Origin of the sequence: Glutamicibacter sp. NPDC087344 (assembly GCF_044744225.1) — a bacterium.
In the GTDB taxonomy this organism is placed as follows: Bacteria; Actinomycetota; Actinomycetes; order Actinomycetales; family Micrococcaceae; genus Glutamicibacter.
Window position 1 is genome coordinate 307,121 of record NZ_JBIUXY010000003.1, and the last position, 26,020, is coordinate 333,140.

23 protein-coding genes are annotated in these 26,020 nt (G+C 57.9%); 20 read left to right on the forward strand and 3 right to left on the reverse strand.

Going from position 1 to position 26,020, the window contains the following annotated elements:
* Window positions 1-9: 9 nt before the first annotated feature.
* A complete protein-coding gene (locus ACIOWL_RS06750; protein WP_400382938.1) occupies window positions 10-480 on the reverse strand; it encodes an Lrp/AsnC family transcriptional regulator in 471 nt (156 codons plus the stop codon).
* A gap of 150 nt (window positions 481-630) precedes the next feature.
* Between ACIOWL_RS06750 and pdhA the strand changes: the two genes are divergently transcribed.
* The 11 genes from pdhA to ACIOWL_RS06805 all read left to right on the forward strand — a co-directional run bounded on the left by pdhA (window position 631) and on the right by ACIOWL_RS06805 (window position 16,292).
* Window positions 631-1,749, forward strand: a complete 1,119-nt coding sequence (gene pdhA / locus ACIOWL_RS06755; RefSeq protein ID WP_400383259.1) for a pyruvate dehydrogenase (acetyl-transferring) E1 component subunit alpha — start codon at window positions 631-633, stop codon at window positions 1,747-1,749.
* The gene (locus tag ACIOWL_RS06760) at window positions 1,749-2,750 is read left to right on the forward strand and encodes an alpha-ketoacid dehydrogenase subunit beta (RefSeq protein ID WP_400382940.1); all 1,002 of its coding nucleotides are present in this window, start codon (window positions 1,749-1,751) and stop codon (window positions 2,748-2,750) included. The genes pdhA and ACIOWL_RS06760 overlap by 1 nt, the downstream gene beginning before the upstream one ends.
* The gene (locus ACIOWL_RS06765; protein ID WP_400382942.1) at window positions 2,750-4,027 is read left to right on the forward strand and encodes a dihydrolipoamide acetyltransferase family protein; all 1,278 of its coding nucleotides are present in this window, start codon (window positions 2,750-2,752) and stop codon (window positions 4,025-4,027) included. The genes ACIOWL_RS06760 and ACIOWL_RS06765 overlap by 1 nt, the downstream gene beginning before the upstream one ends.
* Before the next feature lie 198 nt (window positions 4,028-4,225).
* Window positions 4,226-5,869, forward strand: a complete 1,644-nt coding sequence (locus ACIOWL_RS06770; RefSeq protein ID WP_400383261.1) for an ABC transporter substrate-binding protein — start codon at window positions 4,226-4,228, stop codon at window positions 5,867-5,869.
* Window positions 5,870-6,059: 190 nt separating this feature from the next.
* A complete protein-coding gene (locus ACIOWL_RS06775; protein ID WP_400382944.1) occupies window positions 6,060-6,986 on the forward strand; it encodes an ABC transporter permease in 927 nt (308 codons plus the stop codon).
* Window positions 6,979-7,989 (forward strand): ABC transporter permease, encoded by a 1,011-nt coding sequence (locus tag ACIOWL_RS06780; protein ID WP_400382946.1) that lies wholly within the window; start codon window positions 6,979-6,981, stop codon window positions 7,987-7,989. Before ACIOWL_RS06775 ends, ACIOWL_RS06780 begins: the two co-directional genes overlap by 8 nt.
* 3 nt (window positions 7,990-7,992) lie before the next feature.
* Window positions 7,993-9,636 carry an ABC transporter ATP-binding protein gene (locus tag ACIOWL_RS06785; RefSeq protein WP_400382947.1) on the forward strand — a complete coding sequence of 548 codons (1,644 nt, stop codon included), beginning with the start codon at window positions 7,993-7,995 and terminating at the stop codon, window positions 9,634-9,636.
* Window positions 9,637-10,070: 434 nt separating this feature from the next.
* Entirely contained in the window at window positions 10,071-11,873 is a 1,803-nt protein-coding gene (locus tag ACIOWL_RS06790; RefSeq protein WP_400382949.1) for an ABC transporter family substrate-binding protein, read from the forward strand.
* Window positions 11,874-12,010: 137 nt separating this feature from the next.
* A complete protein-coding gene (locus ACIOWL_RS06795) occupies window positions 12,011-13,528 on the forward strand; it encodes an ABC transporter permease (protein ID WP_400382951.1) in 1,518 nt (505 codons plus the stop codon).
* 17 nt (window positions 13,529-13,545) lie between these two features.
* Window positions 13,546-14,604 carry an ABC transporter permease gene (locus tag ACIOWL_RS06800; RefSeq protein WP_400382953.1) on the forward strand — a complete coding sequence of 353 codons (1,059 nt, stop codon included), beginning with the start codon at window positions 13,546-13,548 and terminating at the stop codon, window positions 14,602-14,604.
* Window positions 14,601-16,292 carry an ABC transporter ATP-binding protein gene (locus ACIOWL_RS06805; protein WP_400382954.1) on the forward strand — a complete coding sequence of 564 codons (1,692 nt, stop codon included), beginning with the start codon at window positions 14,601-14,603 and terminating at the stop codon, window positions 16,290-16,292. Before ACIOWL_RS06800 ends, ACIOWL_RS06805 begins: the two co-directional genes overlap by 4 nt.
* 71 nt (window positions 16,293-16,363) lie before the next feature.
* Here the strand turns inward: ACIOWL_RS06805 and ACIOWL_RS06810 are convergent, their stop codons facing one another.
* On the reverse strand, window positions 16,364-16,825 hold the full coding sequence (locus tag ACIOWL_RS06810; RefSeq protein ID WP_400382956.1) for a GNAT family N-acetyltransferase: 462 nt from the start codon (window positions 16,823-16,825) through the stop codon (window positions 16,364-16,366).
* Between the two features lie 68 nt (window positions 16,826-16,893).
* On the reverse strand, window positions 16,894-17,508 hold the full coding sequence (locus ACIOWL_RS06815) for a TetR/AcrR family transcriptional regulator (RefSeq protein WP_400382958.1): 615 nt from the start codon (window positions 17,506-17,508) through the stop codon (window positions 16,894-16,896).
* Window positions 17,509-17,741: 233 nt separating this feature from the next.
* Between ACIOWL_RS06815 and ACIOWL_RS06820 the strand changes: the two genes are divergently transcribed.
* From ACIOWL_RS06820 to ACIOWL_RS06860, 9 genes are all read left to right on the forward strand, one after another.
* On the forward strand, window positions 17,742-18,896 hold the full coding sequence (locus tag ACIOWL_RS06820; RefSeq protein ID WP_400382960.1) for an acyl-CoA dehydrogenase family protein: 1,155 nt from the start codon (window positions 17,742-17,744) through the stop codon (window positions 18,894-18,896).
* Between the two features lie 65 nt (window positions 18,897-18,961).
* Window positions 18,962-20,176 carry a 1-deoxy-D-xylulose-5-phosphate reductoisomerase gene (gene dxr, locus ACIOWL_RS06825; protein ID WP_400382962.1) on the forward strand — a complete coding sequence of 405 codons (1,215 nt, stop codon included), beginning with the start codon at window positions 18,962-18,964 and terminating at the stop codon, window positions 20,174-20,176.
* Window positions 20,173-21,528, forward strand: coding sequence for a M50 family metallopeptidase (locus tag ACIOWL_RS06830; protein WP_400382964.1), 1,356 nt, complete (start codon window positions 20,173-20,175; stop codon window positions 21,526-21,528). The genes dxr and ACIOWL_RS06830 overlap by 4 nt, the downstream gene beginning before the upstream one ends.
* A gap of 23 nt (window positions 21,529-21,551) precedes the next feature.
* Window positions 21,552-21,851: a YciI family protein gene (locus ACIOWL_RS06835; protein ID WP_400382966.1), complete on the forward strand. Its 300-nt coding sequence runs from the start codon at window positions 21,552-21,554 to the stop codon at window positions 21,849-21,851.
* Between the two features lie 86 nt (window positions 21,852-21,937).
* Window positions 21,938-22,360, forward strand: a complete 423-nt coding sequence (arfB, locus tag ACIOWL_RS06840; RefSeq protein ID WP_400382968.1) for an alternative ribosome rescue aminoacyl-tRNA hydrolase ArfB — start codon at window positions 21,938-21,940, stop codon at window positions 22,358-22,360.
* Window positions 22,361-22,485: 125 nt separating this feature from the next.
* Complete coding sequence (locus ACIOWL_RS06845) at window positions 22,486-23,040, forward strand: NAD(P)H-dependent oxidoreductase (RefSeq protein WP_400382969.1); 555 nt, start codon at window positions 22,486-22,488, stop codon at window positions 23,038-23,040.
* 145 nt (window positions 23,041-23,185) lie between these two features.
* On the forward strand, window positions 23,186-24,352 hold the full coding sequence (gene ispG, locus ACIOWL_RS06850) for a flavodoxin-dependent (E)-4-hydroxy-3-methylbut-2-enyl-diphosphate synthase (RefSeq protein ID WP_400382971.1): 1,167 nt from the start codon (window positions 23,186-23,188) through the stop codon (window positions 24,350-24,352).
* A 115-nt stretch (window positions 24,353-24,467) separates the two neighbouring features.
* Window positions 24,468-25,202 (forward strand): GNAT family N-acetyltransferase, encoded by a 735-nt coding sequence (locus ACIOWL_RS06855; protein ID WP_400382973.1) that lies wholly within the window; start codon window positions 24,468-24,470, stop codon window positions 25,200-25,202.
* 135 nt (window positions 25,203-25,337) lie between these two features.
* Complete coding sequence (locus ACIOWL_RS06860) at window positions 25,338-25,985, forward strand: hypothetical protein (protein ID WP_400382975.1); 648 nt, start codon at window positions 25,338-25,340, stop codon at window positions 25,983-25,985.
* Window positions 25,986-26,020 lie beyond the last annotated feature (35 nt).

Genomic DNA, 26,020 nt, shown 5'->3' on the forward strand with positions numbered 1-26,020 from the left:
ACCCGCAACTTAGGGGTTGCGCAGTGAATGCTCCAGCAAGCGGGTGGTGCGGTAGGGGACCAGCTCCGCCATGGACAAAGCCGAATCGGCTCGATTGACCCCTTCGATATGAAGCAATTGCCCGTGGACCCGAAAAAGTTCATCGGCATCTTGGGCCGCAACCCGAACCAAGATATCCGCCGAGCCGGTAAGGCCGTGAGCCTCCAGGACTTCGGGAATCTGCTCCAGTCTGGCGGTGATATCTTCCAGGTGGCGTTGGTCTACATGGAGTTCCACGAAGGACAGCAGTCCGTAACCCAATGATTTTGCTGGAATGCGGCGATCCAGCGAATCAAGGACTTCGGTTTCTAAGCGGGTGATTCTGGACTGCACCGTATTGCGTCCAAGCCCCAGCGTGCTTGCCACGGCCGAAGCGGTCCGCTTGGCGGCGGTGGACAAGGCAAGGAGGATGCGTCGGTCCGTCTGGTCAAGTAGCAACATAATGTGCAGGTTAGCACCCAAACTGAGCGGACAACAGTGCGTTTTGCCCCAATTGGAATCAAGCCATTGTGCAATCTGCGTTGCGTGAGTAGCATCACATTATGCCTAAGATATCCAACAAGACCGGGTATCGACTTCGTGAGAGTAAGGATGCTGATCGTGTCCACCAAACACATTGATGTAGCCGCTGAGAGCATACCAACACACCAGCTGCTGAACGTCGCCGGAGAACGAGTTCCGGATCGAGAACTGGACCACTACGTCGCCAAACTGACCGAATCCCAGCTTGCGGATTTCCTCCGGGACATGGTGGTTCTTCGAAGGTTGGATAATGAAGCAACCGCCCTGCAGCGCCAAGGGGAACTGGGGCTATGGGCCCCGTTGCTCGGCCAGGAAGCGGCCCAGATCGGTTCGGTGCGAGCCACCCGGGATTCAGATTTCATCTTTCCCTCCTACCGCGAGCACGGGGTCGCCTGGGCTCGGGGCGTTCAAGCCGAAGACCTGCTGAGCGTTTGGCGTGGGGCGCAATCCAGCGGGTGGAACCCCCACGAGGTCAACATCGCCTGTCAGCAAATTGTGATTGGTGCCCAGTCCCTGCATGCCGCCGGCTACGGGATGGGCATCAAATTCGATGGAACCGATGACGTGGCCATTACCTACTTTGGGGATGGTGCCACCAGCCAGGGGGACGTCAGCGAGGCCATGGTTTTCGCCGCCAGCTACCAGGCCCCGGTGCTGTTTTTCTGCCAGAACAACCAATGGGCGATTTCGGAACCGGTAGCTCTGCAAAGCCGCACCCAGATTGCGGATCGCGCCCATGGTTTTGGCCTGAAGACCTGGCGGGTCGACGGAAATGACATCCTGGCCGTGTACGCCGCGACCCAAGCGGCGCTCGCGCATTGCCGCCACGGTCTGGGGCCGACGTTTATCGAGGCCGTCACCTACCGCATGGGTGCACACACCACCGCTGATGACCCAACACGCTATCGCACGCCAGAGCAGGTCGAGCAGTGGCGCGCCAAAGATCCCATTGATCGCCTGGTTAAATACCTGCACGTCATCGGCGCCGACGTGCAATCCTACGAGCAGCGTGCGCAGAATGCCGCCGACGAACTGGCCGCGCAATTGCGTGAGGCCATTACCTCCATGCCGGATCCCTCGGTGGACGAACTGTTTGACAATGTATATTCCGAACCGCATGAACCAAGCCGGCGGGAACGCGAGGGCTATCTCGGGTACCTGACCGCATTCGAGGGGGAGGCGCACTGATGGCCACCACGATGCTCAAGGCGTTGAATCAGTCCCTGCGTGATGCGCTCGCCGACGATGACAAGGTAGTTCTGTTGGGTGAGGATATCGGAACGCTGGGTGGCGTTTTCCGCGTCACCGACGGGCTGAAAAAAGAATTCGGCGAGCACCGGGTGGTGGATACCCCGCTGGCCGAGTCGGGCATTGTCGGAACGGCTATTGGCCTGGCCTACCGCGGCTACCGGCCGGTGGTGGAGATCCAGTTTGACGGGTTCACCTATCCTGCTTTTGATCAGCTCGTCTCACAGCTGGCCAAATTGCATTACCGGTCGCGTGGCCGGGTGAAAATGCCGGTGACCGTCCGGATTCCCTATGGTGGCGGCATCGGTTCCCCGGAACACCATTCTGAATCTCCGGAGGCCTATTTCGCGCACACCGCAGGACTGCGAGTTTTTGCACCGTCCAGCGTGCAGGATGCCTACACAATGCTGCGCCAGGCAATCTCCAGTGATGACCCGGTGATCTATTTTGAACCCAAACGTCGTTACCACGAGAAAGCCGATGTTCAACTGAGCGCCCCGGAGAACAATTCTTCACCCCGGGCCAAGGTGCTCCGCCAAGGAAGTGATGTCACGGTTCTGGGATACGGTCCAACCACCTATACCCTGATGGACGCCGCCCAGGCCGCAGAAGACGAGGGCATTAGCCTAGAAGTCGTTGATTTACGAAGTCTAGATCCGTTGGATTTGGATACCGTGGCTGATTCGGTCAAGCGCACCGGGAAGCTGGTGGTGGTCCACGAGGCAAGCCGGACCAGCGGACTGGGCGCCGAAATCTGTGCGCAAATCACCGAAAGCTGTTTCGACTATTTGGAACATGCACCGTTGCGGGTTACCGGATTTGATGTTCCGTACCCGCCGTCCCGGCTGGAACGCCACCACCTGCCAGATCTCGACAGGGTGATGCATGCGGTGGATACCGTGATGCGCCACCACGAGGCAACCGAAGGAGCTGCCAAGTGATGACCGCGCAAACTTTTACATTGCCCGATCTGGGGGAGGGGCTAACTGAGTCAGAGGTCCTGAACTGGAAAATCAAGGTCGGTGAACATGTCGCTCTGAACCAAATCATCGCCGAAGTTGAAACGGCCAAGGCAGTGGTTGAATTGCCCTCTCCATACGCTGGCATCGTCCAGAAGCTGCACGCCAATGAAGGCCAGGTGGTTCCTGTCGGCGGCCCGCTGGTGACTTTTGACGACCACTCGGCGGCAACGCAGGCAGGGGATGCCGAGCGTACCCCCACCTTGGTTGGATATGGCGCCCCGGCTGCTACCGGCAGCCGTCCCGTGCGGCGCGAGCGGCGTGAAAAGGGTGCCGGCGCACGTGTGGGTACACCTGCCGCGCAGAGACGTGAGAGTGTCGCGCGTAGTACGCCACCGGTGCGCAAGCTGGCACGCGATCATGGAATAGATTTATCGCAGGTGGTTGGCAGCGGGAACGATGGCCTGGTTTTGCGCCGAGATGTTCAAGCCCTGCTAGATGCTGTCCCGGAAGCCTCGATGGCGCCTCGGGCGGTGGCAGGTGGTGAGCCAGCGGCAGACGGGCAGACGCGCATCAAGATCAGTGCCGTGCGCCGGGCCACGGCCAACGCCATGGTGCAATCTGCATTCTCAGCACCACATGCAACCGAATTCCTCACGGTAGATGTCACAAACTCACTCCAGTTGATCGAAAACCTTCGAGAACGCAAGGAGTTTGAAGGAGTTAAGCTGAACATCACCTCGTTGACGACCTTGATCGTTTCGCGGTTGCTCCTGAAGTTCCCGAGTTTAAACTCCCGGTGGGATGGCGAGCATGATGAAATCATCCAATTCTCGAACGTGAATCTGGGAATGGCGGTTGCCAGCGAACGTGGATTACTGGTTCCCGTGCTGCAAGGGGCTCAGGCAAAATCGTTAACTGCGCTGAGCCTGGACTTGATGGAACTAATATCGTTGGCGCGCTCTGGCCGTTTGACAGCGGCCCAACTCTCGGGCGGGACGTTTTCAATCACCAACGTTGGGGTGTTCGGTATTGACGCCGGTACACCTATTCTCCCTCCGGGCCAGGCAGGAATTCTCGCTTTAGGGCAAGTCAAACCCAGGCCATGGGAGTACCAAGGGGAAGTAGCGCTTCGGCATACCTCAACCCTGGCGTTGTCGTTTGATCACAGGGTGGCGGACGGCAAAGAAGCAAGTGAGTTACTAGCCGGTATCGGTTCGGTCCTCGAGGACCCGGGAATGATGAACTTTTTTCTGTGAGTTCAAGGAACTATTGACATGAACATATATTGTGCGTTTGAATGATCAAAAGATTATCAAGCACTACTTTCATGAATATTCATTGGTTGTTTCGCAATCTTTGATGTAATCTCATTCACTAAGTGCTATAGCTCACGCTAGATGAAGCACGGCTCCGCGAAATGCGGAAGCAGCAACGAACTGTTGAGGAGAAGAATGATGCGATTCTCGCACGCATCGAAGGCCGTGGCTCTGACCGCAGCCCTTGCATTGACCCTGTCTGCATGCGGTGGCGGCTCGGCCGAAACCCCTGAAGGTGAAGGCTCGGAGGCCGGCGATACTTCATACGTCGTCACCGCCAACACCACCGAACCACAGAATGGCCTGCTGCCGGCTAACACCAACGAAGTTGGTGGCGGCCGCGTCATGGATCTGCTTTTCACTGGCCTGGTGAGCTACACCGCCGATGGCAAAACCCAGAATGAGCTGGCCGAGTCGATTGAAACCACCGACTCCCAGAACTACACCATCAAGATCAAGTCCGGCCAGACCTTCTCCGACGGTTCGCCGGTCACCGCTGCTTCCTTTGTTGACGCTTGGAACTTCGGCGCAGCAGCAAAGAACGCTCAGCTGAACTCCTACTTCTTCGAATCCATCAAGGGCTTCGACAAGGTCAGCGCCGAGAAGTCCACCGAGGACAAGATGGAAGGCCTGAAGGTCGTGGATGACACCACCTTCACCGTCGAGCTGAACCAGCCGGAGTCTGACTTCCCGCTGCGCCTGGGCTACACCGCCTTCATGCCACTGCCAGAAGCTGCATTCGCAGATCCAAAGGCATTCGGCGAGACCCCAATCGGTAACGGCCCATACAAGCTGACCGAGTGGAACCACGACACCAACCTCAAGTTGGATGTCAACGAGAGCTACGACGGTCCGCGCAAGGCGCAGAACGGCGGCATCGACTTCAAGGTGTACCAGTCCACTGACTCGGCATACCAGGATCTCGTCTCGAACAACCTCGACGTTCTGGACCAGATCCCTCCAAGCCAGCTTGCTTCTTTCCAGAGTGACTTGGGTGACCGTTGGGTTAACTCGCCATACGCGGGCAACGCCACCATCACCATCCCGGGTTACCTGGATCATTTCAAGCAGGGTGAAGAAGGAAACCTGCGTCGTGCAGCTATTTCCCAGGCGATCGACCGCCAGCTGATCATCGACAAGGTGTACCAGGGCGGCAAGGTCATTGCCAAGGAATTCACCGCACCGGTCATCGAGGGCTACTCCGACAGCATTCCGGGCAGCGAAGTTCTCGCCTTCAATGCAGAGGCAGCCAAGAAGGCTTGGGCTGATGCAGATGCAATCTCCGCTTGGGACTCCAGCGCCGAGCTTTCCATCGGCTACAACGTCGACGGTGCCGGCAACAAGGAATATGTCGAAGCAGTGGTGAACCAGCTCAAGAACAACCTGGGCATCAACGCTGTGGCCAAGCCGTTCAGCTCCTTCAAGGAACTGCGCGAGCAGGTTGTCAACCGCTCCATGACCGGCGGTTTCCGTACCGGTTGGCAGGCCGACTACCCATCGCTGTACAACTTCCTCGGTGCACTCTACGGCACCGGTGCAGGCTCCAACGATGGCGACTACTCGAACGCCGACTTCGATGCCAAGCTGAAGGAAGGCCTGGCGGCAACCGACCCGGCCTCCGGTGCGACGCTGTTCAACGAAGCACAGGAGATCCTGATGAAGGATCTGCCTGCTATCCCGCTGTGGTACCAGGCTGTGCAGGGTGGCTGGAGCGACAACGTCTCGAACGTTGAGTTCGGCTGGAACGGTGTTCCGCTGTACAACGAGATCAGCGGCAAGTAGTATTCGCTAGTGATTCGGCCTAATCAAAGCCGAAACTAGCTGAGAAACGCGTCAAGGGAGACCCGCAACAAACAGGGTCTCCCTTTGGCGCGTCCGTCCTACCTCGCAAAAAGTAACGTCGGATAATCTCCGACGGAAAGAGGAAAATAATGGCCAAGCGCCCTCTGGTGTCTCGAGGTGAGATGCAAGCATGTTAAGTTTTACCCTCAAGCGAATCGCACAGCTGGTACCGGTGTTTATCGGTGCTACATTGCTGGTCTACTTCTTGGTTTTCGCAACCCCGGGCGACCCGATTGCGGCCCTCTCCGGCGGCAAACCAATGACCCCGGCCACCGAAGCAGCGTTGCGCGCCCAATACAACCTGGACCAACCATTCTGGATTCAGTACGGCCTGTACCTGAAAAACCTGGTGACCTTCGATCTTGGTACCTCGTTCTCCGGCCAGCCAGTGTCTGAACTGCTTGGTCGCGCGTTCCCGGTGACCGCCCGACTGGCAATCCTCGCCCTGCTGATCGAAGGCATTTTCGGCATTATCTTTGGTGTAATCGCCGGTATGCGTAAGGGCAAGGCCTTCGACTCGACCATCTTGGTCGCCTCACTTGTTGTCATCGCAGTTCCGACCTTCGTGCTGGGCTTTGTGCTGCAGTTCGTGATTGGCGTGAAACTCGAATGGGCCAAACCTACGGTTTCCGGCGCGGCGACCTGGAGCGAACTGATCCTGCCAGCGATGGTGCTCGGACTTGTTTCGCTGGCGTACGTTATCCGCCTGACTCGCACGTCCGTGATTGAAAACAAGACCGCGGACTATGTTCGCACGGCAACGGCCAAGGGCTTGAGCCGTAATCGTGTGGTTACCGTGCACGTGCTGCGTAACTCACTGATCCCGGTGGTCACCTTCCTCGGCGCCGACCTTGGTTCGTTGATGGGTGGCGCAATCGTTACAGAGGGTATCTTCAACGTCCCCGGCGTTGGCAACCTGTTGTATAAAGCAATCCTCAAGGGAGAAACGCCAACTGTTGTCGCAGTGGTTGGTGTGCTGGTGATCGTCTTTGTGCTCGCCAACCTGATCGTGGATATGCTGTACGCCCTGCTTGACCCGAGGATCCGTTATGCCTGAGAACCAGAACATTAATTCCGAGGCCGGCCTGCCAGTCAACCGCCGTGCGGGCAAGGTCTCCAAATACCACATTGAGCACTACGTGGCTCCGCTGGATGAGACTCCTTTGCAGGCGGTCGACTCCGTCAAGGAAACCGGTAAGCCGCTATCCATGTGGGCGGAAGCGTGGCGTTCGCTGCGCAAGCGCCCGCTGTTTATCATCTCCGCGATTTTGATTCTTGCAGTGATCATCGTTGCGGCGTTCCCGCAGCTGTTCACCTCGCAGGACCCTGCCTACTGTGCGCTGGAAAACTCGAATGAACCGGCGCGCGCGGGTCACCTCATGGGGTTCAACCTTCAGGGCTGTGACATCTACTCACGTGTTATCTACGGAACACGTGCCTCGCTGCTGGTGGGTATCTTCACCACGCTGATCGTGATTATCGTGGGTGGAACCATTGGCGCGCTGGCTGGGTTCTACGGTGGCTGGATTGATACCGTGCTGGCCCGCCTGGGTGACATCTTCTTCGCCCTGCCGCTGATCCTCGGCGCAATCATCGTGATGCAGCTACCTGCATTCCGAGACAACAAAAGTGTGTGGACAGTCATCATCACGCTTGCGGTCTTCGGCTGGCCTCAGCTGGCTCGAATCACCCGTGGTGCCGTGATTGAAGCTCGAAATGCTGACTTCGTGAAGGCCTCGCGCTCACTGGGACTTTCCAAGTTCAAGTCGTTGGTCAAGCACGTGATTCCAAACTCGCTGGCCCCGATCATCGTGGTCGCGACCGTGAATCTTGGTGTGTACATCGTGGCTGAGGCGACGCTGTCATTCCTAGGTGTCGGTCTCCCGCCGGACATCATGAGCTGGGGCAACGACATTTCCTCGGCGCAGACCCAGCTTCGAAACAACCCGATGATGCTGATGTGGCCTGCATTGTTCCTGTCGGTCACGGTTTTGAGCTTCATCATGCTCGGCGATGCAGTGCGCGACGCACTGGATCCCAAGGCCCGGAAGGGAGCCTAGCCCGTGAGCGAAAATACAACTCCCAAGCCGCTTCTGGAAATCAAGGATCTGGCGATCACCTTCTCCACTCCTGATGGCCCGGTGCATGCGGTGCGCGATGCCAACTTCACCGTGATGCCCGGCGAAACCGTGGCAATTGTTGGTGAATCCGGCTCAGGCAAGTCAACCTCGGCCCTGGCCGCCATCGGCCTCTTGGCTGGCAACGGGCGGGTTTCATCCGGCCAGATCCTTTTTGACGGTGAAGACATTGCCCACGCGAGTGAAAAACGATTTGTTGAGCTTCGCGGAAACCACATTGGCATGGTGCCGCAGGATCCAATGTCCAACCTCAACCCGGTATGGAAGATCGGTTTCCAGGTCAAGGAAACCCTGAAGGCCAACGGCTTAGCGGGGGACAACCCCAAAAAGCGGGTTGCCCAGGTACTGGCCGACGCGGGTCTGCCGGATCCGGAGGCCCGTGCGGGGCAATACCCACACGAGTTCTCCGGCGGTATGCGCCAGCGTGCACTGATCGCCATTGGTCTGGCCTGCCGGCCGCGTTTGCTGATTGCCGACGAGCCAACCAGTGCGTTGGACGTGACGGTGCAGCAGCAGATCCTCGATCATCTGGACACCATGACCACCGAACTGGGCACCGCGGTGCTGCTGATTACCCACGACCTGGGTCTGGCAGCTGAGCGTGCCGAAAAGGTTGTCGTGATGTACAAGGGGCGGGTTGTTGAATACGGCCCGGCCCTGGAGATCTTGCGCAACCCGAAACACCCCTACACCCAGCGTTTGATCAACTCGGCTCCGTCCTTGTCCGCCCAGCGTGGCGACAAGCATGAGGCAGCCGTGGCGGAAGCCTCGCCGGCCAAGGCGGAGCCGCTGCTGACGGTCAGCAATCTGACCAAGGTTTTCGACATTCGCAAGGGTTTTGGCAAGAAGGAAAAGTTCACCGCCGTGGACAACGTTTCCTTTGAGATTCCCAAGGGGACAACAACCGCCGTGGTGGGCGAATCGGGCTCGGGCAAGTCGACCATCGCCCAGATGGTGCTGAACCTGCTGGATTCGACCAGCGGTGAGATCACCTTTGACGGCGCGCAGATCGGTAACCTGAACGAGAAGCAGCTGTTCAAATACCGTCGACGGGTTCAGCCAATCTTCCAGGATCCCTATGGTTCGCTGGATCCGATGTACTCCATCTACCGCACCATTGAAGAGCCATTGCGTATCCACGGCATTGGGGATTCGGCTTCGCGGCAGAAAAAGGTCAAGGAGCTGTTGGACCAGGTTTCAATGCCTGCGGCAACCATGCACCGTTTCCCCAACGAGCTCTCCGGTGGCCAGCGCCAGCGTATCGCGATTGCGCGTGCCTTGGCTCTGCAGCCGGAAATGATCGTGTGCGACGAGGCAGTCTCTGCCTTGGACGTCTTGGTGCAGGCCCAGGTGCTGGAGCTGCTGGATGAGCTTCAGCGCGAGATGGGACTGACTTACTTGTTCATCACCCACGACCTTGCCGTCGTGCGCCAGATCGCGGACAACGTCTGTGTGATGGAACGTGGCAAGATCGTTGAGCAGGGCTCAGTTGATGAAATTTTCGAGTCGCCGAAGAGTGATTACACCCGTAATCTGCTTGCTGCTATTCCTGGGGCAACCCTGATCTAGCCTCGGCGCGCTCCACCAAGAGAGGGTCACGCAACCAGCGGGTTGCGTGGCCCTCTCTTGTTTGAGTTAAGGGCCGAAGAGGATATTCAGGATTTGCTTTAGATTATGACGGGGAAAGTCAGTCGTTACGAAAATGTTATAAATCGATTCTGAGGCCCGCTTGGCATCAGCTGTGCATCTGGTTGGATTTTCCCAATCTGAAAGAAACCCTTGAAATCTTGCGGATGTGAGCCAACTCGCATTAACTGACCGGTAACATACGAAATCTCACGGAAACTTTCCGTGGCCGACTCGTGACTATGTGAAGCGAGTTTTTCTATATCCAAGACCGGAAATTCCAGTTAGTCTATTGGTCATTGGATCACGTGTGACTTGATCCACACTGATTTGGATGTTTCAGAACTCGTATCAATCGAAGATCACAAGGAGGCGAAATGCGGTTTCAACGCGTTTCGAAGGCAGTTGCTGTAGGCGCTGCGATGGCACTGGCGCTGTCTGCATGTGCGCCGGGCGGCAGTGAAACCAGCCCAACGGCCAGTGAATCCACCGGATCCGGCAACGCAGGAACGGAAGCGACCACCACCGGCCTGGCGGACTTGGGCGATGTCACGACCAACGAAGACACCATCAAGGTCTCCGTTGGCGCCCCCGAGTTCATCAGCTACAACGGATTCACCCCGCAGACGTACTCCACCTACAACTCCGCAATCACCGATCGTCTCTTCCCGGGTTTTGTCTACTTTGGAACCGACGGCAAGGTTTACCCGAACAACGAACTGGGTAGCTACGAGAAGATCAGCGACGACCCGCTGACCATCAAGTACACCATCGCCGAGAACGCCAAATGGTCCGACGGCACCGACATCACCACCGCTGACGCAGTCCTTGCCTGGGCCGTGCAGAACCTCAACCTGAACACCGGCTCGAAGGACAAGCCGCTGTTCTCCTCGGTGTCCACCGATCTTGGAGACACCGTGCCTGAGGGTCCGCAGGGGGATCCAGCAAGCAAGGAATTCACAGTTGAATTCGCGGCTCCGGACCCAGACTGGCAGATCCAGACCTGGATGCTGCACCCGGCCCACGTTGTGGCCAAGAAGGGTGATCTGAGCACCGAAGAGTTTGTTGAAGCCGTCCGCGCAGGGGACTCCAAGAAGCTGGAGAAGGCCGCCAAGTTCTGGAACGAAGGGTGGACCACCAAACCAGGCACGTTGCCGGCCGAGGAAGACATGCCGGTCTCGGGCCAGTACAAGTTGGATTCCTGGAAAGCCGGTGAATCTGTCACACTGACCGCCAATGAGAATTACTACGGCACCCCGGCGGCAACCAAGAACCTCGACTTCCGCTTCATTGCCGACTCGGCCATGGTCCAGGCTCTGCAGAACAAAGACCTCGACGTGATGTCACCGCAGCCGACGGTTGATACGTTGGAACAGCTCAAGGGGCTGGGCAGCGCGGTGAACATCCAACAGGGCGATACCCTTACCTGGGAGCACCTTGACTTCAACTTCGTCAAGGGCAACGTGATGACAAATCTTGAACTGCGCAAGGCCTTCGCCATGTGTGTTCCACGCCAGGAGATTGTCGACAACCTCATCAAGCCGCTGAACCCCGAGGCCCAGGTCATGAACCTGCGCGAGGTCTTCCCGTTCCAGGAGAACTACCAGGAGACCGTGGATGCCGCCTATGACGGCCGCTACGACCAAGTTGACATCGAGGGTGCCAAAAAGATCCTGGAAGACCAGGACGCGGTAGGAACCAAGGTTCGTATTGGTTACTCCGCACCGAACGAACGCCGCACCAACCAGGTTGCCCAGATCAAGTCCTCATGCGACAAGGCAGGCTTCGAAGTTGTTGACGCCGGAGATGCGAAGTTCTTCGCACCGGGCGGTACCCAGGAACGTGGCGACTACGAAGTAGCACTGTTCGCGTGGGCCGGTTCGGGCCAGATTTCTTCGGGCCAGAACATTTACGCCACCGGCAAACCGCAGAACTACGGCAAGTACTCCAATGCCCAGGTAGACGCTGAATGGAACACGCTGGCAACGTCTCTGGATCCTGCGGTCCATGCCGAGCAGACCAAAAAGATCGAGAAGCTGCTGTGGGATGACCTGTTCGGTATCCCGCTGTTTGCCCATCCGGGTCTGAGCGCCTCGGGCTCCGACATCCAGAATGTCCGCCACACGGCAACCCAGAGCGGCATCGTCTGGAACGCCGAGCAGTGGGTGCGTGCCGAGTAGACCTTCGGTCTGATCAAACGCATACACCAGCTGTGAGCGCCCGCGGGGCCCGATCATCATCGGGCCCCGCGGTGTGTCCGCCTCCGTCATCACGCAGGTGGTAGCGCCAAGGCGAGAAGAAAGAGGACGTTAGTACCGTGTTGAAATTCATCCTGAAAAGGCTAGGCTCGGCCGCGGGGGTGCTGCTTGCAGCCTCACTGCTGCTCTATGTCTTGGTCATCAATGCTGGTGACCCGCTAGCCGACCTGCGCGAAAGCAACGCAGAAAATCGCGAGTATTTGATGCAGCAACGCACCGAATACATGAACCTGAACCAACCGTGGTACCTGCGGTACCTCACCTGGTTAGGCGGAGTATCCAAATGTTTTGTGGGTTCCTGTGATCTCGGCCGAAATATCAATGGCATTGAGGTCACCGACCTGTTAGCCAACGCAGCATCCTCAACCCTGCGCCTGGTCTTGCTGGCGACCGTGATTGCCGCCGTTTTAGGTATCGGAATCGGTGTTTTGACGGCCGTACGCCAGTATTCTGGCCTTGACTACATTGTCACCTTCCTGACGTTCTTGTTTTTCTCCCTACCCGTATTCTGGGCAGCGGTGCTGCTCAAGGAGTACATGGCCATCGGCTACAACAACTGGTTGGAGAACCCGCAGATATCGCTGGGGACCAGCATCCTCATCGGCGTCGTCGTGGCGCTGATCCTGCAAATGCTGCTGGCCGGTTCAATCAAGCGCCGAGGCATCACCTTTTTAGTCGCAGCGGTTTTTGTGCCGCTGATGCTGCAGTACAGCGTGTGGCTAAACTTCTACCGCTTCCCGCAAATGGGGCCCGCCGTTATCGTGGTACTCACCGCACTGCTCGCGCTCTCCGCCACCTCGATGAGCGTGGGGTTGAAGGAAAAACGAGTGCTCTACCCGGCGCTGATTACCGTTGTCCTGGTTCTGGGTATGTACTACGCGTCGTTCTGGCTGCTCCAAGAGCCCAACGGGTGGATGCTCCTGGGTGGGCTGATCCTGGCGGTCGTCGTTCCTGGGCTGATCGGCAAGCTCATGGGTGGACGCCTGGCAAAAACCGCCCTGAGTGTCTCAATTCTTGTGGGTGTAGTCGGCGCCGGGCTGACGGTGCTGGATCATATTTTCCGCGCCTGGCCAGGTTTCCTGAGCCTCAAGGGCCGTCCCATCGCCACCATCGGTTCCTCTACGGCCAACTTCCAAGGTGGATTCTGGGATCACTTCCTGGACAACGCCACCCAGCTGCTGCTTCCAACCATTGTGCTGGCCATCATTTCGCTCGCCAGCTACTCGCGGTACACCCGTTCGTCAATGCTCGAAGTGCAGCAGCAGGACTACATCCGCACGGCTCGCTCCAAAGGCCTGAGCGAACGCACCGTGATTTTCCGGCATGCCTTCCGCAATGCGCTGATCCCGATTGCCACCATCGCGGCCTTCGACTTCGCCGGGTTGATCGGCGGCGCGGTGGTCACCGAGACGGTCTTCGGATGGAAAGGCATGGGGGATATGTTTATCACCGGCTTGCATGCGATTGACCCGGCACCCGTGATGGCATTCTTCTTGGTCACCGGCACCGCCGCGGTACTGTTCAATCTTCTGGCAGACATTGTGTACGCGCTACTTGATCCGCGGATCCGGGTTTAGGCAACAAAGGACAACTGATGAGTAACACGAATAATCAGATGCCAGAGAACCTGACATCAATTGCAGAAGTTGAAGATGCGCAGCTTGCGGCCTCAACAGAGACCTCCAAGAGCCAATCACGTATTGTTTTCGAGCGCTTCCTACGTCACAAGCCTGCCATGATCTCAGCAATCATCCTTGTGGTGATCACGGTGATTGCGTTCACCTCCATCGGCTACGGCCCGATTCCGGGCTGGTGGAAACAGAGCTACCTTGACGCGGGCGCGGTTGTTAACGGTGGCAAACCGACTATGTCATTGCTTCCGACGTGGTTGGGTGGTTCGGGCATACACCTCGGAGAACACCCGTTTGGACAGGATTCAATCGGCAAAGACTACTTTGCCTTGGTCATGAACGGCACCCAGAAGTCGCTCATCATCGGTGTTGTCGTGGGACTGGTGGGAACCGTCATCGGCGCGGTCATCGGAGCCGTTGCCGGATACTTCCGTGGCTGGGTCGATGAAGTGCTGATGCGCATCACCGACCTGTTTATCGTGATTCCGCTGCTGGTGTTGGCTGCCGTGCTCGGCCAGATGGCCGGCCGCGGCTCGAACTCCATCCTCATTCTTGCGCTGGTTCTTGGACTGGTCACGTGGACGGGCCTGGCGCGATTGGTGCGTGGAGAGATTTTGTCTCTACGAGAACGCGAGTACGTGTCCGCCGCCCAAGCGATGGGATCGAAAACCTCACGGGTGATTTTTAAGCATCTGTTGCCGAATACCATCGGCGTGATCGTGGTCAACGCGACGTTTGCGATTGCTGGGGCGATCCTGTTGGAATCTTCCCTCTCCTTCCTCGGATTCGGTGTCCAACCGCCGGAATCGTCGTTGGGTTTGCTGATCAGCCAGTACCAAAATGCGTTCACCACCCGGCCCTGGCTGTTCTGGTGGCCGGGCATGATCATCGTGGTCATCGCCCTGTCCGTAAACTTCTTGGGCGACGGCTTACGTGATGCTTTCGACCCACGCCACAGTGGCAAACGCCGGCGCCGCCGCGCCGGACTGTTTGCCATGCCAACCCGCAAGGAGAAGCCATGAGCCACGCTGCACCCACGAATGACGCCGCCGAAGACTATGCGCTGAGCTTCACCGATCTGCAGGTCACCTTCGAGACCGCCGGGCCGGATGTCCACGCGGTGAAAGGCCTGTCGCTGGCGGTGAGGCCGGGTGAAGTGGTGGCGCTGGTCGGAGAATCCGGTTCCGGGAAGTCCGTGACTTCCACCGCCGCCATGGGACTGCTGCCGTCAAACGCCAATGTCACCGGTGTTGCCAAGGTTGGCAACGTCAATGTGGTGGGCCTGGATGCCGGCAAAATGCGCAAGATGCGCGCCACAGACATCGCCATGGTCTTCCAGGAACCGATGACCGCGTTGAACCCGGTACTGACCATCGAGCGTCAGCTCACCGAAGCACTGGAACTGCACGGTATCGCGTACGGGAAGGAAGCCACTGCTCGCGCCGTGGAATTGCTGACCTTGGTCGGCATTCCCGAACCGGACAAACGAATCAAGCAATATCCGCACCAGTTCTCCGGCGGTCAGCGCCAACGTATCGTGATCGCCATGGCCATTTCGTGCGACCCCAAGGTGATCATTGCCGATGAACCGACCACCGCACTGGATGTGACGGTTCAGGCAGAGATCCTTGATCTTCTGCGTGAGTTGAAGGATCGTTTGAACACCGGCATCCTGCTGATCACTCACAACATGGGTGTTGTCGCGGATATGGCGGATCAGGTGGCGGTGATGTTCCAGGGAAACCTGGTGGAGACCGGCACGGTAGACCAGGTGCTGCTGCACCCGCAACACGAATACACCCAGCGCCTTTTGGCCGCCGTGCCCAAGCTGTCTCCGGTGGTTATCGACGCCAACGCCGCCCACGCCGAACAGACGGCATCGGCCGGGCGCGAGCTGGTGCTCGAAGCCAAGGATCTGGTCTTGGAATACGATATGCGCGGAACGAAGTTCCGCGCGGTGCAAGGAGTGAGCTTCGACGTGGCCAAGGGTGAAGTCCTGGGTATCGTGGGCGAATCGGGCTCCGGCAAGTCAACCATCGCCAAGGCGGTAATTGGTTTGCTGCCCGTGGCCGAAGGAAGCCTCGCGGTGAAAGGACATGACCTTCCCAAGCTTTCACCACGCGAAGCGCGCACGGTTCGCCGCTCGATTGGTGTGATTTTCCAGGATCCGGCTGCTTCGTTGAACCCGAGATTCCCAATTGGCGAGTGTATTACCGAACCGATGGTGGTGCACAAGGAAGGAACCAAAAGCAGCCGTACCAAACGCGCCATGGAACTGCTGGACGCGGTGAAGCTGCCGCGCAACGTAGTGAACCGCTATCCCCACGAGCTGTCCGGTGGGCAACGACAACGTGTCTGTATTGCCCGCGCGTTGACGCTGAACCCTGAACTGCTCATTGCCGACGAACCGACCAGCGCCTTGGACGTGTCGGTGCAGGCGGTGGTGCTGGAGATGCTTCAGGAACTGCAACGCGACTTTAATTTCGCGTGCCTTTTTGTGAGCCACGATTTGGCCGTGGTGGATATGCTGGCCGATTACGTGGTGGTGATGCAGGCTGGGCGGGCGGTTGAACAAGGCAAGGTCAAAACCGTGCTGCACGCCCCGCAGCACGACTACACACGACGACTGCTGGCCGCGGCCCCGGTCCCGGATCCGCATGAGCAAGCGGTGCGTCGGGAAGCATGGCGCACCCTGAACGCCACCAAATAGGCGAATATAAGCATCGGACCGGTTTCCCCGCCATGGCGGGGAAACCGGTCCGATGTTTATGGTGTGGGCTGCTAGTCCAGCTGCATCACGTTTTCGGTGACAACCTCTGCCCGGGCGTTGGAGAAGATCTGCTCGGTGCCGACGGTTTTGAAACCACGGCGCTCAAGAACCTTGATGGATCCGAGGTTGTCCTGGACCACGTGGGCCATCAGGGGGCGCTTGGTGTAATCGGCTAGGAACGCATCCACCGCGCTGGTGGTGATGCCCTTGCCCCAGAACTTGGTTGAGGTCCAGAAATTGATTTCTGGAACTTCGCCGTCGAAAACCAGAATTGAGCCGGCGACTTCACCTTCGTGCTCAATGGTGCGCACCAGCACGGAGTTGTCGTTGAGGATCTGGTTCCAGTGGTGGTCAAACACCGAACGGTCCGAAGGATTGCGCGCCTGATAAGCGGCCATCAGATTTGCTTCGGGTTCCTGCTGGTGAGCGAAGAATGCGTCCAAATCGGAAGCGCGGACCTCACGTAGCTGCACGGCAAAGGCCTTTCGATCGTGTGGGAAGCATGCCGGTCGGCAAGCCTCAAAAGAGCAAGGGCTTAGAACTAGGTTACCGGTGATCTCAGCGCGGCAAGCGCCATATTGGACAGCAACGGTTTTAATCCCGATTTTTTAGTGCGTGGATTGTGTGCCGAGTGAGCCGTTGAGTTCAATAGCCCAAACACCGCATGGGCGCGGAACCGGTGGGACTGGACCGTATCCTTGGGGTGAAGCTTGGCCAATTGATCGGTCCACAAGGAGATGTAGGAGTTCTGAAGTTTACGGACCAAGGCCAATTCGGTCTTGGGAAGCGATTTCAGATCCCGATCCTGCACCTGGAGGATATCCGGGCGGGAGAGCGAAAAATCGGTGTGGAAATCGACCAAACGAGAAAGCACCTCGATCGGTTCGCCACCGGAGTCTGCCGCCAACTGCCCGCCGGCGTAGATGTCCTTGGACATATCCACCAACAGTGCAATCAGCACCGCCTGCTTGCCTGCGAAGTGACGGTAGACCGCCGGTCCGGAAATCCCGCAGGCGGCGCCCAGATCTTCCAGCGATACCCCGGCATAACCATGCTGCGCGAACAGGCGGGTAGCCTCGCGCAACAAGGCTTCGCGACGTTCGGCCTTGGCGCGCTCGCGGTCCGTTGGTTCGTTCAGTGGCTGGTACCTTGCCACAGGCATCATCTCCTTGCGAATACCGACCCCGACTATGGACAACTTAGATGCCTGCCACTAGTGTCACAAATGTGGCTGATACTAAAATGTATCGGCAATCAGTTAATGAAAATTAACCATACGCGCCTTGGGTGTGACCGGCCAAGTAATGCTGACCTCATGGCGACATGACCCGTCATCCGGAACGGAAATATCCAGTTGCGGATGGGGATACTCAAGGGAGAGTGAACCTCATGCTTGATTTGGAACTCGACGAGCAATACCAAGACCTGGTGCACCTCGTCCGTGACTTCGCCCAGCAAGTGGTGGCCCCGCAAAGCGCGGCCAACGACGCACAAAAATCCTTCCCCTACGACATCATCAAACAAATGGGGGAACTGGGCCTCTTCGGCCTGCCGATCTCCGAAGAATACGGGGGCTCAGGCGGAGACTACTTCCATCTGGCGCTTGCACTGGAAGAACTGGGCAAGGTTGATCAGTCCGTGGCCATCACCTTGGAAGCAGGAGTTTCCCTTGGGGCTATGCCGCTGTTTCGTTTTGGCAGCCAAGAACAAAAACTCACCTGGCTCCCGGAACTAGCCACAGGAGAAAAACTGGCAGGTTTTGGGCTGACCGAGCCCGGGGCAGGATCTGACGCTTCGGCCACCCTGACACGGGCCAGGCTAGATGAGGGCCAATGGGTGATCGATGGAGCCAAGGAATTTATTACCAACTCGGGAACCGACATCACCTCACTGGTGACGGTCACCGCGGTGACCGGACTGGATGAAACGACCGGAGAGAAACAAATCTCGGCCATCATCGTTCCCTCCGGAACACCGGGATTTTCCGTCGCGCCGGCCTATGACAAGGTCGGGTGGCGGGCCAGCGATACCCATCCGCTGCACTTTGACGGGGCGCGGGTCCCGCAGGAGAACTTGTTGGGTGAACCGGGGCGGGGTTATTCGTATTTCCTTGAAATCCTTGATGAAGGACGTATCGCCATCGCGGCCCTGGCCACCGGAGCGGCTCAGGGGTGCCTGGATGAAGCGGTCGCCTACGCCAAAACACGAACAACCTTCGGCACGGCCATCGCGGCGAATCAAGCAATTTCCTTTATGTTGGCCCGTATGGCCACCCGGGTTCACCTTGCCCGCCTCGCCTATTACGCCGCCGCGGCAAAAATGCTTGCCGGTAAAAACTTCAAGGTAGAAGCAGCGCACGCAAAACTCGTGGGAAGCGAGGCCGCCATGGACAATGCGCGCGATGCCACACAGATTTTTGGCGGTTACGGATTCATGAACGATTCCCTGGTCGCACGGCACTATCGCGATTCCAAGATCCTGGAAATCGGCGAGGGGACTTCACAGGTGCAGCAGCTGCTGATTGCCCGCAGCCTGGGGTTGTGAGTACTACAGAGGAAGTAGGTGGTGCTCTTTGGGAGCTCACAGTTAGACAAACCATAATGGGTTAGGTGAGCACCAAAGATTTTTCTCCCGAGCTAGGACATCCGCGTCGCGTCACGTTGATCGGATCCACCGGTTCCATTGGCACCCAAGGTCTAGACGTCATCGACAATGCGCCGGGGCAGTTCAGTGTCGCAGCCCTCAGCGGAGGCTACAACCTTGAACTGTTGGCGCGGCAGGCGGTGAAGTATCGTCCGGCCGTGGTGGGCAGCGCCGTCGATTCCGCCGATCTCCTTGCCGACGCGATCTCAATCGCCGCAGAAGAGGCGGGGGTGCGAGATTATGCACCTGAGCTTCTGGCAGGCCCCCAGGCGGCGACGCAGATCGCTGGATACTCCGAAGCTGACGTAGTGCTTAACGGGATCACCGGGGCCATTGGCCTGGAACCGACTATCGCCGCGCTCAAGGCAGGTCACCTGCTGGCACTGGCCAATAAGGAATCGTTGATCATCGGTGGGCAGGTAGTTAAGCAGTTCGCCGCGCCCGGGCAAATCGCTCCGGTGGACTCCGAACATTCGGCGTTGGCTCAGGCCCTGCGCTCGGGTACCCCTGACGAAGTGGCCAAATTGATCGTGACCGCCTCGGGCGGCCCGTTCTTCGGCTACAGCTATGAGCAACTGCGCGACGTCACACCGCAACAGGCCATGGCGCACCCCACGTGGGATATGGGACGTATGGTCACCACCAACTCGGCAACGATGGTCAATAAGGCGCTGGAGGTCATCGAGGCGCATCTGCTTTTTGATGTCCCGTTGGACCGGATCGAACCAGTGGTCCACCGCCAGTCGATTGTTCATTCTATGGTGCAATTCATTGACGGTTCGGTCATTGCCCAGGCATCGCCACCTGACATGCGTCTGCCCATTGCGTTGGGGATCAACTGGCCCCATCGTGTGCCTGGTGCCGCCGTTGCCTGTGATTTCTCCACGGCTTCCACCTGGACTTTCGACCCGCTGGATGAATCGGTGTTTAAGGCAGTGAAACTCGCCAAACTAGCCGCCGCGGCTTCCGGTACCCACATGGCCGTCTACAACGCGGTCAACGAGGTTGCGGTTGAAGCATTCCATGAAGGAAAAATTCAATTCACCGACATCGTAGAAACCATCGAACGGGTGTTGGATGAATATACCCCGGTCAACGCGGAACTCAGCGTGGAAGTAGTGCTGGAAACGGACAAGTGGGCGCGCGCCCACACGGCGCAAATTTTGGGGGTCAGCGCGTGAGCGTCGTGCTTTTTATCCTCGGTGTGATCTTCATGGTGGTGGCCATCGGGGCATCCATTGCCCTGCATGAGATCGGCCACCTGGTTCCCGCAAAACTTTTCGGTTTGCGAGTGCCGCAATACATGATCGGATTCGGCAAGACCCTTCTCTCGTTTAGGCGAGGAGAAACCCAATACGGCATCAAGATGCTGCCGCTAGGCGGCTACATCTCCATGATCGGAATGTATCCTCCACGCCCTGCCGGGCAGGGAGAAACCGGGGCCTCGCAGAAGAAGCCGAATCTTTTTCAGCGGGTATTCGGGCAAATGGTTGATGACGCGCGCTCGCAGGCCAACGAGAACGTCAAACCCGAAGATGAAGGGCGGATGTTCTATCAGCTGCCGATCTATAAACGGATCATCATCATGCTCGGCGGCCCATTCATGAACCTGATTCTCGGTTTTGTGCTGATCGGCATCGTGCTCACCAGCTTCGGTGTCGCCACCACCACAACGACGGTTTCCGAAGTGTACAAGTGCATCTCCACGGCGCAGAACAGCGATCAAACAGAATGTTCTGCCACCGACCCGGTCGCGCCGGCCTATGAAGCAGGCTTGCTGCCCGGAGATACCATCACCACCATCAACGGTGTGTCCGTGGCGCAGGGTGAATGGAATAAACTCACCGACGTGATCCGGGAAAATCCGGGACAATCGGTATCCCTTGACTACACACGGGATGGTGCAAGCTACAGCACTACCTTGACCCCCTACCTGACCGATCGTCCGGTGACGGACGAGAACGGTTATCCGATTAAGGATGCCAACGGCGACTACGAAATGGCCAAGGTCGGGTTTGTCGGGATGAGTTCCACCGTGGAGAACTTGGCGATGCCATTGAGTGAAGTACCTCGTGTTGTCGGAAATCAGTTGGCCACGATCGGCAACGTGATCCTGCATTTGCCGCAACGCATGGGTGATGTTGCTCGGGCCGCCTTTGGCAACGAGGAACGTGACCCTAACGGTCCGGTGTCGATTGTTGGTGTTGGCCGGATTGCCGGTGAAATCAGTGCCGAAGAGTCAATGGCGGTGGGGGACAAGTTCGCGACCCTGCTTTCATTGGCTGGCGGTCTGAACCTGGCGTTGTTCGCCTTCAACCTGATCCCGTTGCTGCCCCTGGACGGCGGGCACGTGGTGGGTGCCCTCTACGACGGATTGAAGCGCACCGTGGCCAAGATCTTCAACATCAAAAACGTGAAACCGGTGGACACCATCAAGATGCTGCCGCTGACCTATGTTGTGGTGGTGGCCATGCTCGCGATGGGAGGCCTCTTAATATATGCAGACATCTTCAAACCAATTCAGCTGTTTTAGTCTCAAAGATCTAGGCTGAAACCATGACTGTTTTTGCTGTTGAATACGTGTACGCGCAGAACTCCACCGAGTTGCGCAACGAAAACCGCCCGGCCCACCGAGAATTCCTCGGCGGGTACATCGGTGAGGGTTCGGTACAGCTGCTGGCTTCCGGCCCAACCCCGGTCAACGACGGGGCGTTGCTGATTCTGGCCGCAGAATCCGAAGCTGCCCTTGTGCAGGTGCTGAATCAGGATCCGTTTAATACTTCCGGCGCCCTGGCTCGCACCATCATCACCGAATGGAATCCGGTGACCGGACTGCTTAAGGAATTTTCCTCCTAAAGCCCACCTCTTTTCTTGGCAGGCACCGCCTTTCGTTGTTTCGAAGGGAGGGTACCTGCCGTGTTTTCACGTGGGAAACTTGGTTTATGGATCTACAGATTTCCCGCTCGCTGGTAATCCCCGCGGCCGAGCTTGTGTGGCATTTCACCCGGTCCTCCGGACCGGGTGGGCAGCATGTGAACACCTCGGACAGCAGGGTTGAGCTCTCGTGGTCTATTGCCGGTTCAAGGGTGCTCTCACCCTGGCAGCGCCAACGGCTGCTGGCTAAACTCTCCACCCGGCTCACCGGCGGCCAAGTGGTTGTCACCTCGGCCCAGGAGCGCTCCCAGTGGCGCAATCGGCAAGACGCTGCGCAAAAGTTGACCGAGTTGGTCCAGGCCACGTTATTGCCTGACCCGCCCCAACGCAGGGCGACCAAACCGACCCAGGGCTCACAGCGTCGCAGGCTGAGCGCCAAGTCCAACCGGGCGGCCACCAAACAGCTGCGACGGCGGCCTGCGCAGGATTAGTGCCCGCGACAAATATCATGGTGAGCCAAATCACCATGTGGCGGGGAATTGATTGGGCCGCGTGGAGGGTTGAATCTAGATGAAGCGTCAGCTTATTGATTTCCCCCGATTTAGGAGTTTCGCCCATGGCAACCAAAGTCCTCACCCTTGTAGGTTCACTGCGTAACGGTTCGACCAACCAGCAGCTGGCCGAGGCCACCGTCATCAACGCCCCTGAAGGTGTTGAAGTTGAACTGTTCGCAGGCCTGGAGACCATCCCGTTCTACAACGAAGACAATGACGTAGCCGGCAGTGTTCCCGCCGCGGCTCAGGCACTTCGCGATGCGGCAGCCGAGGCCGACGCACTGATGCTGGTGACCCCGGAATACAACGGCACCATGCCAGCAGTTCTCAAGAACGCCATTGACTGGCTGTCGCGCCCGTTCGGTGCCGGCGCTGTGGCCGATATGCCATCGGTTGTTGTTGGCACCGCCTTCGGCCAGTACGGTGGCGTTTGGGCTCAGGACGAAGCTCGCAAGGCCCTGAACATTGCTGGCGCCAAGGTGCTGGAAGACGTCAAGCTGGCCATTCCAAACTCGGTGGTGCGCTTCGCAGAGCTGAACCCGAAGGATGACGCCGAGGTTGTTGAGCAGGTTGCCACCGTGCTGAACAGCATCAAGGCAGTTGCAGAAGCCAACTAGGTTTCGCGTTGCGCGCAGAATCCCGCATTAACTAGCAGAAAGGCCACGGTAACCCGTGGCCTTTCTCGCATAGATCACCGCTTTGATCGAGTCGGTGACATACTTGGGTAGAGAGTATTACCCACAATCTATTCGGAGGCATCCATTGACTTCGGTCAGCCTAGGCATGCCGGCAGCCCCACCGCCGGTTCTCGCACCACGTCGTAAGACCCGCCAGATTCAAGTCGGGTCGCTTGGCGTGGGGTCTGACTCGCCAATTTCGGTTCAGTCGATGACAACCACCAAAACCCATGACATCAATGCAACCCTGCAGCAGATAGCTGAGTTGACCGCTTCGGGGTGCGACATTGTTCGTGTTGCCTGTCCCACGGACAAGGACGCGGAAGCGCTGAAGATCATTGCGATGAAGTCGCAGATCCCGGTGATTGCCGATATTCACTTCCAGCCAAAATACGTTTACGCCGCCATTGAAGCAGGGTGTGGCGCCGTGCGTGTGAACCCCGGCAACATTCGCCAGTTCGATGACCAGGTGAAGGAAATTGCTCAGGCGGCCAAGGACCACGGCACCTCGATCCGTATTGGTGTAAATGCCGGTTCGTTGGATCGACGTTTGCTGGCCAAATACGGCAAGGCGACCCCCGAAGCCTTGGTTGAATCGGCCATCTGGGAAGCCTCGTTGTTCGAGGAACATGGATTCCACGACTTCAAGATTTCGGTGAAACACAACGACCCGGTAATTATGGTTCGCGCCTATGAATTGCTGGCCGAAAGCGGCGACTGGCCGCTGCATCTGGGCGTCACCGAAGCCGGTCCTGCGTTCCAGGGAACCATCAAGTCCGCGACGGCATTTGGGGCGTTGCTCTCCAAGGGCATCGGTGACACTATTCGTGTTTCGCTTTCCGCTCCGCCGGTGGAAGAAGTGAAGGTCGGAAACCAAATTCTGGAATCCCTGAACCTGCGCCCACGCAAACTTGAAATTGTTTCTTGCCCTTCGTGCGGACGAGCCCAGGTCGACGTGTACACCTTGGCTGACGAGGTGACCGCGGGTCTGGAAGGCATGACCGTTCCGCTGCGTGTTGCAGTGATGGGCTGTGTGGTTAACGGACCTGGCGAAGCCCGGGACGCTGATCTTGGTGTTGCCTCGGGCAACGGCAAGGGACAGATTTTCGTTAAGGGCGAGATCATCAAGACGGTCCCCGAAAGTCAGATCGTGGAAACTTTGATCGAAGAAGCCAATCGTTTGGCCGAGGAAATGGATTTGGGCGATGACGAGAATCCTGCCGCGGGTTCTCCAGTGGTCTCCGTCAGCTAAACCAGGCCGACGGGTTGACGAGGGACAACCGCGCATCTTAGGCCGCAGGGACACTGCGGCCCTTATTGAGTTGCTCGACCGTGACCCCGTTGCCAATATTTTCACCAGATCTCAGGTGGATCTTCACCGTTCGGCCGTGCCGGATGGCTTCGCCCACGTGTTGGGTGTGGATGGAGAAGAAGGCCTGCTTTCAGCGTGCTGGGTGGGTGCCAACATGGCACCCACCGCCATGCCTGAGGAGCAGGCCCACGAGTATGCGTTGATGGCGCTGGCCACTCGGCAACGCTTCGCTTCCATCTTTGGTCCTGCGGCGACTGTGCTCGCCATGCATGAGGTTCTGGCCGACGGGCCGCAATCAATTTTTGATGTGCGCGAAAATCAGCCACTGATGGAAATGCGCGGCAATCCCGTGGATATCCCGCGCCGTCGGCTGCGTACGGCACAACCTTCCGAGTTCGATAAGGTGCTTCCCGCCAGCGCTGCCATGTTTGAAGAAGAACTTGGCTATTCGCCGCTGGAAAATGGCGGTAGTTTCTACCGCGGGAGGGTGCGGCAGCTGATCCGGCAAGGACACACCCTCATCGACACCGACGACCTGGGTAATATCGTTTTCAAGGCTGATTTGGGCACCGTCACCGAACAAGTCGCCCAGATCCAGGGGGTCTGGATCAACCCCATGTACCGTGGCCATTCCTTGGCCGCTGGTTATATGGCATCCACCGTTGACTATGCACTTGCGCATGCGCCGATCGTCAGCCTCTACGTCAACGACTTCAACGAGGCTGCAATCCGAACCTACAACAAGGTCGGATTCACCCAAGTCGGGACGTTCGCAACGGTCTTGTTCTAAGCGCAGCTCCAAACCATGCGGAAACTTCACATCCCGCAACAGATTAGGTCTATCCCATAGAATCGATTGCAGTCTCTGTAAACGACGGGAAGTAACGTGCGGGCGAAACGAGCAAAAATTTTGATAGCGGCCGGGATGGGCAGCCTGACACTGTTGCTGGCTGCCTGCAGCTCGCCCACGCCGGGCACGACGGACGATTCTTTAGGGCCAGCTATTTCGCGCAATGCCCAAGAACTTGAAGACGCGCTTAACACATTTGCCGGTTCCCACAGCGGTGCGAGCGTTATCAATGATGGGCAGCTCCGTTCAACCATTCCTCAAGCCCAGCAATGGCTTGAAGATGTCGAAGTTAATCCGAGCAAATGCGGGATCACCTTTGCCGCTCCGATCTCCGAGCAGTTGCAGAACTCCGTAATGGGTGCGGTTCAACTGGGAGACCAGCTCATAACGGTAGCGGTATATCCGGATTCGGCGACACTCAAATCCCATTGGGACACCCAGGCCTCGGCAAGCACCGACTGTTCTCGGTACTCGGTGAAAGTTGACGGTGAATCGCGCGCCTACCATCTAGCGAAACAACCCGTGCAAAGCAACGCCAAACTGACCGAGGGGTACGTTGTCACCGAAAGCGATGGGAACAAAACCTCTCAACAGCTGATCGTTCGTGCTGCGACAGCGAATATTCTGTTGGGCATCCAGCAAGAGACCAGCGGTTCCACCACCGCAACACAACTGGCTTCCGCTACGGAAACCGTCAATCAACTAATCGACCAGCTCGATTGAGCTGTCGATTCTCTGCAACTCAGCGAATCGAGCCA